9 protein-coding genes are annotated in these 12073 nt (G+C 64.3%); 7 read left to right on the top strand and 2 right to left on the bottom strand.

Annotated elements, in window-relative coordinates:
* Position 1: 1 nt before the first annotated feature.
* On the bottom strand, positions 2-850 hold the full coding sequence (gene pdxS / locus N5P29_RS02235) for a pyridoxal 5'-phosphate synthase lyase subunit PdxS (protein WP_315973391.1): 849 nt from the start codon (positions 848-850) through the stop codon (positions 2-4).
* A 232-nt stretch (positions 851-1082) separates the two neighbouring features.
* Positions 1083-1763: a GntR family transcriptional regulator gene (locus N5P29_RS02230; RefSeq protein ID WP_262277061.1), complete on the bottom strand. Its 681-nt coding sequence runs from the start codon at positions 1761-1763 to the stop codon at positions 1083-1085.
* Positions 1764-1894: 131 nt separating this feature from the next.
* Between N5P29_RS02230 and purU the strand changes: the two genes are divergently transcribed.
* The 7 genes from purU to N5P29_RS02195 all read left to right on the top strand — a co-directional run bounded on the left by purU (position 1895) and on the right by N5P29_RS02195 (position 12042).
* Complete coding sequence (gene purU, locus N5P29_RS02225) at positions 1895-2812, top strand: formyltetrahydrofolate deformylase (RefSeq protein ID WP_262277060.1); 918 nt, start codon at positions 1895-1897, stop codon at positions 2810-2812.
* Between the two features lie 45 nt (positions 2813-2857).
* A complete protein-coding gene (locus N5P29_RS02220) occupies positions 2858-5350 on the top strand; it encodes a GcvT family protein (protein WP_262277059.1) in 2493 nt (830 codons plus the stop codon).
* Between the two features lie 116 nt (positions 5351-5466).
* Positions 5467-6093: a cyclodeaminase/cyclohydrolase family protein gene (locus N5P29_RS02215; protein ID WP_262277058.1), complete on the top strand. Its 627-nt coding sequence runs from the start codon at positions 5467-5469 to the stop codon at positions 6091-6093.
* Positions 6090-6977, top strand: a complete 888-nt coding sequence (locus tag N5P29_RS02210) for a bifunctional 5,10-methylenetetrahydrofolate dehydrogenase/5,10-methenyltetrahydrofolate cyclohydrolase (protein ID WP_262277057.1) — start codon at positions 6090-6092, stop codon at positions 6975-6977. The genes N5P29_RS02215 and N5P29_RS02210 overlap by 4 nt, the downstream gene beginning before the upstream one ends.
* Before the next feature lie 11 nt (positions 6978-6988).
* Complete coding sequence (locus N5P29_RS02205) at positions 6989-9307, top strand: FdhF/YdeP family oxidoreductase (protein WP_262277056.1); 2319 nt, start codon at positions 6989-6991, stop codon at positions 9305-9307.
* 159 nt (positions 9308-9466) lie between these two features.
* Positions 9467-10684 carry a formaldehyde dehydrogenase, glutathione-independent gene (fdhA, locus tag N5P29_RS02200; RefSeq protein ID WP_262277055.1) on the top strand — a complete coding sequence of 406 codons (1218 nt, stop codon included), beginning with the start codon at positions 9467-9469 and terminating at the stop codon, positions 10682-10684.
* A 122-nt stretch (positions 10685-10806) separates the two neighbouring features.
* Positions 10807-12042, top strand: a complete 1236-nt coding sequence (locus N5P29_RS02195; RefSeq protein ID WP_262277054.1) for a molybdopterin molybdotransferase MoeA — start codon at positions 10807-10809, stop codon at positions 12040-12042.
* Positions 12043-12073 lie beyond the last annotated feature (31 nt).

Below are 12073 nucleotides of genomic sequence, written 5' to 3'. Positions count from 1 at the left end.
GCTACCACCCCCGCTCTGCGAGGCGGTGCGGCTGTGGGATGTCGTCGACGTTGATGCCGACCATCGCTTCGCCCAGGCCGCGGGAGACCTTGGCGATCACGTCAGGATCGTCGTAGTAGGCAGTGGCCTTGACGACGGCGGCGGCGCGCTCTGCCGGGTTGCCGGACTTGAAGATTCCCGAACCGACAAACACACCGTCCGCGCCGAGCTGCATCATCATCGCAGCGTCAGCCGGGGTCGCGATGCCACCGGCGGTGAACAGCACCACCGGAAGCTTGCCCGTCGCGGCGACTTCCTTCACCAACTCGTACGGGGCCTGCAGCTCCTTGGCCGCAACGTAGAGCTCGTCCTCGGGAAGGGCCGAAAGCTTCGCGATCTCAGCGCGGATCTTGCGCATGTGACCGGTCGCGTTGGACACATCGCCGGTACCGGCCTCGCCCTTGGAACGGATCATCGCAGCACCTTCGTTGATGCGGCGCAGCGCCTCACCGAGGTTGGTGGCACCACAAACGAAGGGAACGGTGAAGTTCCACTTGTCGATGTGGTTGATGTAATCCGCCGGGGTCAGGACCTCGGACTCATCGATGTAGTCCACACCCAACGATTGCAGGACCTGGGCCTCAACGAAGTGACCGATACGGGCCTTGGCCATCACCGGAATGGACACCGCGGCAATGATCTGATCAATCATGTCCGGATCGGACATGCGGGACACGCCACCCTGGGCGCGGATATCAGCCGGAACACGCTCCAGCGCCATGACAGCCACGGCACCGGCGTCCTCGGCGATGCGGGCCTGCTCGACGTTAACGACGTCCATGATGACGCCGCCCTTGAGCATCTCCGCCATGCCCCGCTTAACGCGGCTGCTGCCCGTGAGCGGAATGTGTTCGAAAAGAGGGTGTCGTGTAGTCACGTGATACTCCGGAGACTTGGGGGTGATCGCATCAAAATCGCCGGATCGGACGCTGGCCTGTTGCCAGGGAAGCCCTGATATCCGGATGATATATTAGTGAGGTCAAGTATGCAATCGCCCCGCGCCGGCGTCAACCACCCCGCCCACCCCGGAGGGAAGCGGTCAGCTAGGCCGCGAACAGCGCCTGACGAACCGCCTGCTCGAATCCGCTGACGTGGACCCGGGCAAGCTCCGCGGCCTCTTCTTCATTGCCGTCGATGACTGCACGCAGCAGGTCGAGGTGCTCGCGCACATGGTGTTCGAGGTTCGGCAAGCGATCCAGCACCATGCACCAGATACGCGTAGCCAGGTTGTCGTAGCGGATAAGGATGTCCTCGAGGTGAGGGTTCGCAGCCGCAGCGTAGATGCCCTGGTGAACGCTGGCATCCAGGCGCAAGGTCTCCACAACTGAGGCGGCTTTGACGTCAAAGCCCTCCACCGCCCGCATGACACCCCGCAACTGCTCCCGGGTGGCGGCAGAAGCGACCCGCGCGGCCCGGGCCGCCGCGAGCGGCTCGAGTTGGGCCCGGATTTCGGAGATAAAGGCCAGGTCCGTCACTTCAACCCGGGTGGCGAACGTTCCGCGCCGCGGATAGGTAATGACCAGACGATCGAGTTCCAAGCGCTTCAGTGCCTCGCGGACAGGCGTCCGCCCGACCTCCAGTTCCTTGGCAAGCTGATCGTCATTGAGGATGTCGCCGGGCTTGATATCAAGCATCAGGAGTCGGTCGCGCAACCGTTCATAAGCCACGTCAGCCAGGGATTTCCTGGTGGCATCGCCGATGTTCGCAAGAGTTCCAGTAGCCACAGCGCCAACTCCTTCTTCAAACCCGGGAAATCTATTGACCTGCCCGGGACACCAGTATACGCTGATTTCCAATCCTAATATATCAGTTCATATCCTAGGAATATATCTAGGCAAATACCTAAGGAGGACACATGACCCTCGTGGCTTCAGACTCACACCTCAGCACTCTTCCAGCTGAACGCGGCCAGCTCAACGGCGAGCAGGCGCAGAAGTTCGTACTCACATTGTCGTGCGTCGAACAGCCGGGCATCGTGCAGGCAGTCACCACCTTCCTCTTCGAACGCGGCTTCAACATCGAAGAACACCAGCAGTTTGACGACAGCCTGCGCCAGACGCTGCACCTGCGCACCGCATTTTCAGGTTCCCAGAGCTCCTCCCCGGAGCGGCTGGAGGACGAGTTCGCTTCGATCGCAGAACGCTTCGACATGAAGTTCAGCTTCCACGACGAGACCAAGCCACGAGTCCTGGTGATGGTCTCCAAGTTCGGGCACTGCCTCAACGACCTCATCTTCCGCTGGCGCGGCGGAAGCCTCGGCGGCGAACTGGTGGCCGTGGTTTCCAACCACGAGACCCACCGCGCCATGGCAGAGGCTGCCGGGCTGCCCTTCATCCACGTTCCGGTCACCCCGGACACCAAGGCCGAGGCAGAGCAGAAGCTCCTGGACCTGGTTGACGAATACCAGGCGGACCTGGTGGTCCTGGCCCGCTACATGCAGGTCCTCTCGGACGACCTCTGCCGCAAGCTCGAAGGCCGCGCCATCAACATCCACCACTCCTTCCTTCCCGGCTTCAAGGGCGCACGCCCCTACCACCAGGCCTATGACCGCGGCGTGAAGCAGGTAGGCGCAACGGCCCACTACGTGACGGCAGACCTGGACGAGGGCCCGATCATCGAGCAGGAAGTCATCCGCGTGGACCACAGCTACGGCCCCACGGCCCTTTCCACCGTCGGCCAGGACGCGGAAGCCCTCGCCCTGTCCCGAGCCGTCCGCTGGCACTGCGAACACCGCGTCCTGCTGGACCAGACCAGCACCGTCGTCTTCCGCTAAGCGCCCCGCACAAGCCCCGCCCGAATCACCGCAGGAGAAACTTTCATGGCATCCACGCCCCGCATTGTCATCATCGGAGCCGGGATCGTCGGCACCAACCTCGCCGACGAACTGGTCACCCGTGGCTGGAACAACATCACCGTCCTGGACCAGGGTCCCCTGAACATGCCTGGTGGTTCCACCTCGCACGCACCCGGACTGGTTTTCCAGACGAACCCCTCCAAGTCCATGGCCCTTTTCGCCAAGTACACGGTGGAGAAGCTCCTGTCCCTGACCGAGGACGGCCAGAGCTGCTTCAACCAGGTGGGCGGCCTTGAAGTCGCAACCACGGAAACCCGCCTGGCAGACCTCAAGCGCAAGCTCGGCTACGCCCAGGCATGGGGCATTGATGGCAAGATCCTCTCCCGGGAAGAGTGCAAGGAGCTCTACCCGCTCATCAACGAGGAAGACATCCTCGGCGGCCTCCACGTACCCACTGACGGACTGGCCCTGGCTGCCCGCGCGGTCCAGCTGCTCATCAAGCGCACTGAAGCTGCCGGAGTGAAGTACATCGGGAACACTGAGGTGACCGGTATCGAGCAGTCCAACCGCCGCGTCACCGGCGTCGAAACTGCCGACGGCGTGATCCCCGCGGACATCGTGGTGTCCTGCGCCGGTTTCTGGGGCGCAAAGGTGGGCGAGCTGATTGGCATGTCCGTTCCCCTGCTCCCGCTGGCGCACCAGTACGTCAAAACCACCCCGGTTCCCGCCCAGAAGGGCAAGAACGAACTGCCCAACGGCGCCCGGCTACCTATCCTGCGCCACCAGGACCAGGACCTTTACTACCGCGAGCACGGCGAGCGCTACGGCATCGGCTCCTACGCCCACCGCCCCATGCCCGTGGACTTGGACGAGCTCGGCACGTTCAAGCCGGAGAGCATCAGCGAACACAACATGCCCTCCCGCCTCGACTTCACTCTGGAGGACTTCCTGCCAGCGTGGGAGGCCACCAAGCAGATCCTCCCGGCACTGCGCGAAAGCGAAATCGAAGACGGCTTCAACGGCATCTTCTCCTTCACCCCGGACGGTGGCTCCCTGGTGGGCGAGTCCAAGGAGGTAGACGGGTTCTTCGTTGCCGAGGCCGTGTGGGTGACCCACTCCGCAGGCATCGCCCGTGCCGTGGCCGAGCTTCTGGTGGACGGCAAGTCCAAGATCGATCTCGGCGACTGCGACATCCACCGCTTCGAAGAGGTCCAGCTGACCCCCGAGTACGTCAGCGAAACTTCCCAGCAGAACTTTGTGGAAATCTACGATGTCCTGCACCCGCTCCAGCCCAAGCTGTCCCCGCGGAACCTTCGCGTCAGCCCGTTCCACGCCCGCCACAAGCAGCTGGGTGGCTACTTCCTTGAAGGTGCCGGTTGGGAGCGTCCGTACTGGTTCGAAGCGAACGCCGAGCTTCTGAAGGAAATGCCGGACGAGTGGCAGCCGCCGGCCCGCGACTCCTGGTCCGGAATGTTCAGCTCCCCCATCGCGGCAGCCGAAGCCTGGAAGACCCGTACGGCAGTGGCCATGTACGACATGACCCCGCTCAAGCGGCTGGAAGTCTCCGGCCCCGGCGCGTTGAAGCTCCTGCAGGAATTGACCACCGGTGATCTCGCCAAGAAGCCCGGCGCTGTCACCTACACCCTGCTCTTGGACGAAGCCGGTGGCATCCGAAGCGACATCACCGTGGCACGCCTGAGCGAGGACACCTTCCAGCTCGGCGCGAACGGCAACATCGACACCGCCTACTTCGACCGGGCTGCCCGCCACCAGACCGCCAACGGCGGCGCCGAGGACTGGGTCCAGGTCCGCGACACCACCGGCGGCACCTGCTGCATCGGCCTCTGGGGTCCCCTGGCCCGCGATCTCGTCAGCACCATCAGCAATGACGATTTCACCAATGACGGCCTCAAGTACTTCCGTTCCAAGGAAGTAGTGATCGGCGGAATTCCGGTCACGGCCATGCGCCTTTCCTACGTGGGCGAACTCGGCTGGGAGCTCTACACGAGCGCCGACAACGGCCAGCGCCTGTGGGATGCACTGTGGAAGGCCGGCCAGCCGTTCGGTGTCATCGCCGCTGGCCGCGCAGCCTTCAGCTCGCTGCGCCTTGAAAAGGGCTACCGCTCCTGGGGCACGGACATGACCACGGAGCACGACCCCTACGAATCCGGCCTTGCTTTCGCGGTGAAGATGACCAAGGAGAACTTCGTTGGGAAGGCAGCGCTGGAGGGCCGCAGCAAGGAAACCTCCAAGCGCCGCCTGCGCTGCTTGACGGTCGACGACGGCAGGAGCCTCGTGCTGGGCAAGGAACCGGTGTTCTACAAGGACCAGGCAGTGGGTTACGTCACCAGCGCGGCCTACGGTTACACGGTCCGCAAGCCCATCGCCTACGCGTACCTGCCCTCGGCTGTCTCACTGGGAGACTCCGTGGAAATCGAGTACTTCGGCCGCCGTATCCAGGCGACCGTCACCGAGGATCCGCTGTACGACCCCACCATGAGCCGCCTCCGGGGCTAGTCAGTCCTGCTGCCGCAACCGCGGCGTCCAAGACACACGGCCCGGACCCCCTTTCCCTCGCAACCGGGTCCGGGCCGTTGTCTTTCCCCTTATCTTTCTCCAGCCCAGGAAGACACATGATCAGTTCAGAAACAGTCAACGATTATCTGGCCAGGCTCGCCGCCCGCCAACCCACACCAGGCGGCGGAGCGGCGGCGGCGTTGCATGCAGCCCAGGGTGCAGCACTGGTTGCCATGGTTGCCCGGTACACCACCGGCGAAAAGTACGCAGAGCATGAAGGACTGGTCGCCCGTATCACCAGCGCAGCCGACCGGCTGGTAGCGGAGGCTTTGGGCCTTGCCGACGCCGATGAGCAGGCCTTCCAGGGCGTCATCGACTCCTACAAACTTCCTTCCGACACCGCTGAGCTCAAGGCCGCGAAGAAGGCGGCGATCGACGCTGCCTTGGTCCAGGCCGCACAAACACCGGCCCAGCTCATCAGGGTTGCCGGCGACATCGTGGACCTCGCTGCCGAACTTTTTGGCGCCGCCAACCCCAACGTCATCAGCGACGTCGCTGCTGCCGCTGACGCGGCCCGGGCGGCTGCCACTACCGCGCGGATCAACATCGACATCAACCTCGTTGCCATCAAGGACGATGCTGTCCGGACCGGACTTGCCGGGCAGACCGACGGGCTGGAAGAGAAAGTTGTCCTGTCCGCTGACACCCTGTCCCGCCGCGTCCGCGAAAGGATCCTCGCATGAGCGCAGAAGTGCTGTCCGGAAAGCCGCTGGCGGGCTTGATCAAGCAACGCGCCCAGGAACAGGCCCGCGCCCTCGAAAGCAGCGGACGCCACCCCGTCCTGGCCGTTGTGGTGGCCACGGACGATGAGTCGACTCTCTGGTACGTCCGGTCCATCGAACGCGCCGCCGAACGGGCCGGCATCGGTTGCAGGATCGTGGATCTTGGCCACGACGCCACGGAGCAGGTCCTGGCCTCGGTCCTCAGCGACCTCAGCGTGGAGTCTTCGGTCCACGGCATCATCCTCCAGACTCCCCTGCCTGCCGGGGTGAAGACGGATTCCGTGGTGGGTCTCATCGCCCCCGAAAAGGACATCGACGGCGCCAACCCCCTCAGCCTCGGCCGCCTGGCCGTCGGGCAACCGGCCTTTGCCCCCGCAACAGCACGGGCCGTCGTCGAGCTTTTGGATCACTTTGAGGTGCCGGTAGCGGGACGCAACGTGACCGTCGTCGGGCGTTCAGCAGTGGTGGGCAAGCCGCTGTCCTTGCTCCTTCTGGAGCGGGACGCCACCGTCACCATCTGCCATTCCAAGTCGGGGCCGCTGGAACGCTACACCCAGCCCGCCGACGTCGTGGTGGTTGCCGTCGGCAGGGCCGGGCTGCTGAAGGGAGGGCACCTCTCGCCGGAGACTGTAGTGGTCGACGTCGGAACCAACGTCCTGCCCGACGGCTCACTGGTGGGGGACGTTGACGAAGCCAGCGTCACCGGAGTCGCCGCCGCACTTACGCCGGTTCCCGGCGGCGTTGGTTCAGTCACCACCGCCCTGTTGCTCCTGCACACTGTCGAGGCTGCGAGCCGGCAGGAACCCGCCCAACTGGCCGCTGCCGCTTCCGCAGCCCGGATCTGAAGGGAAACCGCATGGCTACGAAAGCCCCCGACGGAAACATCGACGAGTCAAAGCTGACCGTCACCAAACCCAAGACCAAGGCCGTGGGCATCCCGGCTGTTGCCAACGCGCTGAAGATCTCCCTGGAACAGATGGGTCCGGTGCGCAGCGTTCAGACCCTGCTCGCCGTGAACCAGCTGGACGGTTTCGACTGCATGGGCTGTGCCTGGCCCGAGCATGAAAAGCGCAACGCCGCGGAGTTCTGCGAGAACGGGGCCAAAGCCGTCGCGGAGGAAGCCACCCGCCGACGCGTCACTCCCGAATTCTTCGCCAAGTACTCCGTCGCAGAGCTGAAAACCCGCGACGACTACTGGCTGGGACAGCAGGGACGCCTGACCCACCCCATGGTCTTGGAAGAAGGCGCCACCCATTACACCCCGATCGAATGGGACGCAGCCTACGAGCTGATGGCTGAGGAACTGCGCAGCTTGGAAAGCCCTGACCAGGCCGTGTTCTACACCTCGGGCCGGACCTCCAACGAAGCCGCTTTTGTCTACCAGCTCCTGGTCCGTGGCCTCGGCACGAACAACCTGCCGGATTGCTCCAACATGTGCCATGAGTCCTCCGGCTCCGCCCTGGTGGAGACCATAGGCATCGGAAAAGGTTCCGTCAGCCTGACCGACCTTGAAACGGCGTCGTTGATCTTTGTGGCAGGACAGAACCCCGGTACCAACCACCCCCGGATGCTCAGCGCGCTGGAAAAGGCCAAGAAAAACGGGGCGGTCATTGTCTCCGTCAACCCGCTTCCCGAGGCCGGGCTCCTCCACTTTGAGAACCCGCAGCACGTCCAGGGCGTAGTTTCCGGCATCAGGCTCACCGACGACTTCCTGCAGATCCGCGCCGGCGGGGACCAAGCCCTGTTCCAGGGCCTGGGCAAATACCTGCTGGAGGCCGAAACCGAGGGCCGGGCAACTCCCGGCCTGGAGGCCGTGCTGGACCACGCCTTCATCAATGACCACACAGTGGGCATCGACGAATACCTGCGCTACCTGGAGAAGGTGGAGTGGGACGACATCGTCGAAGCCACCGGACTCACACTCGAGCAGCTGCACGCGACCGGCGAACGCCTTCTGGCCTCCAATACCACGATCGTGTGCTGGGCCATGGGACTGACCCAGCACAAGCACTCCGTCCCCACGCTCAGGGATGTTGTGAATGTGCTGCTGCTCCAAGGCAACATCGGAAAGCCCGGTGCCGGCGTGTGTCCGGTGCGCGGCCACTCCAACGTCCAAGGCGACCGCACCATGGGTATCTTCGAGAAGATGCCGGAAACCTTCCACGACCGTCTGGATCAGGAATTCGAGTTCCGCTCACCCCGGGAACACGGCTTTGACACCGTGGCCGCCATCCGTGCAATGCGGGACGGAAACGTCCGCTTCTTCATGGGAATGGGCGGCAACTTCGTCCGGGCGGCCCCTGATTCGGAGGTTACCGAACAGGCCCTTGCCAACACCCGGTTGACGGTGCAGATCTCCACCAAGCTCAACCACTCACACCTGTCCACGGGCCGTCGCGCGTTGATCCTGCCGACCCTCGGCCGAACCGAAAAGGATGCCCAGCGCACGGGCGACCAGCGGGTCACCGTTGAGGACTCCATGAGTGCGGTGCACGCTTCCCGCGGCAGGCTCAAGCCCGCCAGTGAGCACCTCCACTCTGAAGTCGCGATCGTCTGCAACCTCGCCGACAAGCTGTTCACCGACGGCCACCGTCGCCTGCCCAACACCCCCAAAGCCTCCTGGTTGGCCATGAGGGACGACTACACGCTGATCAGGAAACACATCGAGGCGGTGTTTGACGGCTTCGAGGATTTCGAGGCCCGGATCCAGCACCCCGGCGGCTTCGTACTGCCGCATCCCCCGCGCGACGCCAGGAAGTTCCACACCGCCTCCGGGAAGGCCCACTTCACCGGCAATGAGCTTGAGTACATAAAGGTCCCGCCCGGCAGGCTGGTCCTTCAGACCCTGCGCTCCCACGACCAGTACAACACCACCATCTATGGCAAGGACGACCGCTACCGGGGAATCCACGGTGGCCGGCGTGTGGTGCTCATCAACGCCGAGGACATCCAGGAACTCGGATTTGCCGATGGAGACATGGTCCACCTGATCTCCGAATTCCAGGGGATCGATCGCCGGGCCGAGGACTTCCGCATCGTGTCGTACTCGACGCCGAAGGGCTGCGCCGCTGCGTACTACCCCGAGACCAACGTCCTGGTGCCCCTGGACTCTGTCGCTGACACCAGCGGCACGCCTACCTCGAAATCCGTGATCATCCGGCTGGAGAGGGCCTGAATGCTATAGAAAACGTCCATTTGTCCGTATGACCAATCGTTCAACGGTCCGTGAATGGTGCTTCGGTGTCCTGAAACCTGGGGAGGTATTTCTCATCGAAGCACCGCTTTCGGACCGTTGGGCGGGCAGTTCAACAACAGCAAGGAACAGGGAGTAACCATGTCAGGAAACAAAGCAGTCGCCTACAAGGAACCCGGTGTCGTCGAAATCATCGACACCGACTACCCAACGTTTGAGCTCAAGGATGGGCCCGGCGTCAACCCTGCCAACGTCGGCAGGAAAGTCCCGCACGGTGTCATTCTGCGGACAGTCACCACCAACATCTGTGGTTCTGACCAGCACATGGTCCGCGGGCGCACCACCGCGCCCAAGAACCTGGTGCTCGGCCACGAAATCACCGGCGAAGTAGTGGAGGTGGGACCCGACGTCGAATTCATCAAAGTCGGTGACATCGTCTCGGTGCCGTTCAACATCTCCTGTGGACGCTGCCGAAACTGCAAGGAGCAGAAGACCGGCATCTGCCTCAACGTCAACCCCGACCGTCCCGGAAGTGCCTATGGCTACGTGGACATGGGCGGCTGGGTGGGCGGCCAGGCAGAATACGTCCTGGTCCCCTACGCTGACTGGAACCTCCTGCGCTTCCCGGACCGCGACCAGGCCCTTGAGAAGATCATGGACCTGACCATGCTCTCGGACATCTTCCCCACCGGCTTCCATGGCGCCGTCACCGCCGGCGTCGGAGTCGGTTCCACCGTGTACGTTGCAGGAGCCGGTCCCGTGGGTATCGCCGCCGCCGTCGGCGCCCAACTGTTGGGGGCCGCCGTCGTGATTGTGGGCGACATGAACGAAGACCGCCTGGCCCAGGCACGGTCCTTCGGTTGCGAAACCGTCAACGTTTCGCAGGGCGATCCCAAGGACCAGATCGAGCAGCTCCTCGGCGTGCCCGAAGTGGACTGCGGCGTTGACGCCGTGGGCTTCGAAGCACGTGGACACGGCAAGGACGCTTCGCATGAGGCCCCGGCCACCGTGCTGAACTCCCTGATGGACATCACTGCAGCCGGTGGCGCCCTGGGCATCCCCGGCCTCTACGTCACGGGCGATCCGGGCGGAATCGACGAAGCCGCCAAGCACGGATCCCTCTCGCTGTCCCTGGGCACCGGCTGGGCCAAGTCCCTGTCGTTCACCACCGGACAATGCCCGGTCATGAATTACAACCGCCAACTCATGATGGCGATCCTCCACGACAAGGTCCAGATCGCCAAGGCCGTCAACGCAACAGCCATCCCGCTCGAAGACGCACCGCGCGGGTACGCTGAGTTCGACGCCGGCGCGGCAACAAAGTTCGTACTGAACCCGAACGGCTATGTGAAGAACTAGTACACCGGGTTTAGGTACGTACCCAACAGATGCCGGGGACGGCGCGGCAGCATTACGGGAAGGCCGTGCAGTCCCCGGCATCTGTGCCCCATCACAAAGCACCACCCAGGAAGCGGACACCCATGCTTGCACACAAGGAGTTACCGGTCCGGTCGGACCACGCCACCACCTGGGAAGAAGCGCGGCAACTCGCCTACCGCTGCGCCGTTCCGCTGCCTTCCACGACAACGGGCCTGGATATGGCCGTCGGCTGTGCAGTGGCCCAGGATGTCATTGCGCGCATGGACCTCCCCCACTACGCGTCGTCGGCCATGGACGGCTGGGCCATTAACGGCGTGGGCCCGTGGGCGATCGTCGGGTCCGGGCACTGTTTGTCCGCCGGCGAAGCCAGCATCATCGCCACCGGCGGCCTGATTCCTGCAGGCGCCACCAGCGTGCTTCGCAAGGAAAGCGGACGGATAGACGACGGCGGAGTCCTCACCCTGCTGCCCGACGCACAACCAGGCGAAATACGCCCCGGGCGGCACATCCGTCCGGCCGGCGAAGAAGCCACCGCCGGGGACATCCTCATCCCTGCCGGAACGGTACTCAATCCGGCACACCTTGCCCTCGCCGCTGTGGCGGGACACGACCAGGTCCTGGTGCAGCGCAAGCCGGGGGTCGCCGTCGTACTGACGGGCTCGGAAGTCATCACCTCAGGTGAGCCGGCGCCAGGTCAGGTGCGCGACGCCTTCGGCCCGCAGCTCAAGGCCGTCATTCCACAGCTCGGAGGGATTGCGCTGGGGCAGACACGGATCGGCGACTCGTACGAAGAATGGCTGGCAGCGCTGGCCGGCGCCGGAGCCGGGCAGCGGCCTGACGTGACCATCACCACCGGCGGAACCGGCAAATCCGGGACGGACCACTTCCGTGCGGCCGTCGAAGCCCTCGGCGGGCGGCTCCTGCTGGACGGCCTTGCCATGCGTCCGGGCCACCCTGCGGTGATGGCCGAACTTCCCGACGGCCGCTTCATCCTCGGACTGCCGGGCAATCCGCTGGCGGCCATGTTGTCACTGATGACCCTGGGGGAGCCGCTGCTCGCGGCCCTGGGAAACCGGGCCTTCCGGGAAGCCACACCCCTGCTCTCCGGCGAAGACATCGAGCCCTGCCCCGGTAAGACACGCCTCTTGCCCTGCAACATTGTGCATGGCCTCGTATTCCCCGCCTCCCACACGGGTCCGGGGATGATGCGCGGGCTCGCGTGGGCCGCCGGATACATGGCAGTGCCGCCCGAAGGCGCAGCGGCCGGCGAGCCGGTTCCCGTCCTGCCCCTGCCGTGGACAGCGCCCGGGCAGCTTGGAGAAGTCCGTCTAGGATGAGGAGGGACGAGGGTGCAGGCCGTTCAGGGCT

Source organism: Paenarthrobacter sp. JL.01a, assembly GCF_025452095.1.
In the GTDB taxonomy this organism is placed as follows: Bacteria; Actinomycetota; Actinomycetes; order Actinomycetales; family Micrococcaceae; genus Arthrobacter.
The sequence above is the reverse complement of the archived record's forward strand: the minus strand, read 5'-3'. Positions and strand labels throughout refer to the sequence as shown.

What these genes read in the sequence shown, in the direction of transcription:
- N5P29_RS02195 (WP_262277054.1), top strand. Translation starts at nt 10,807, where the DNA reads ATGCTTGCACACAAGGAGTTACCGGTCCGGTCGGACCACGCCACCACC.
- N5P29_RS02220 (WP_262277059.1), top strand. Translation starts at nt 2,858, where the DNA reads ATGGCATCCACGCCCCGCATTGTCATCATCGGAGCCGGGATCGTCGGC.
- purU (WP_262277060.1), top strand. Translation starts at nt 1,895, where the DNA reads ATGACCCTCGTGGCTTCAGACTCACACCTCAGCACTCTTCCAGCTGAA.
- pdxS (WP_315973391.1), bottom strand. Translation starts at nt 850, where the DNA reads ATGGCGGAGATGCTCAAGGGCGGCGTCATCATGGACGTCGTTAACGTC.
- N5P29_RS02215 (WP_262277058.1), top strand. Translation starts at nt 5,467, where the DNA reads ATGATCAGTTCAGAAACAGTCAACGATTATCTGGCCAGGCTCGCCGCC.
- N5P29_RS02210 (WP_262277057.1), top strand. Translation starts at nt 6,090, where the DNA reads ATGAGCGCAGAAGTGCTGTCCGGAAAGCCGCTGGCGGGCTTGATCAAG.
- fdhA (WP_262277055.1), top strand. Translation starts at nt 9,467, where the DNA reads ATGTCAGGAAACAAAGCAGTCGCCTACAAGGAACCCGGTGTCGTCGAA.
- N5P29_RS02205 (WP_262277056.1), top strand. Translation starts at nt 6,989, where the DNA reads ATGGCTACGAAAGCCCCCGACGGAAACATCGACGAGTCAAAGCTGACC.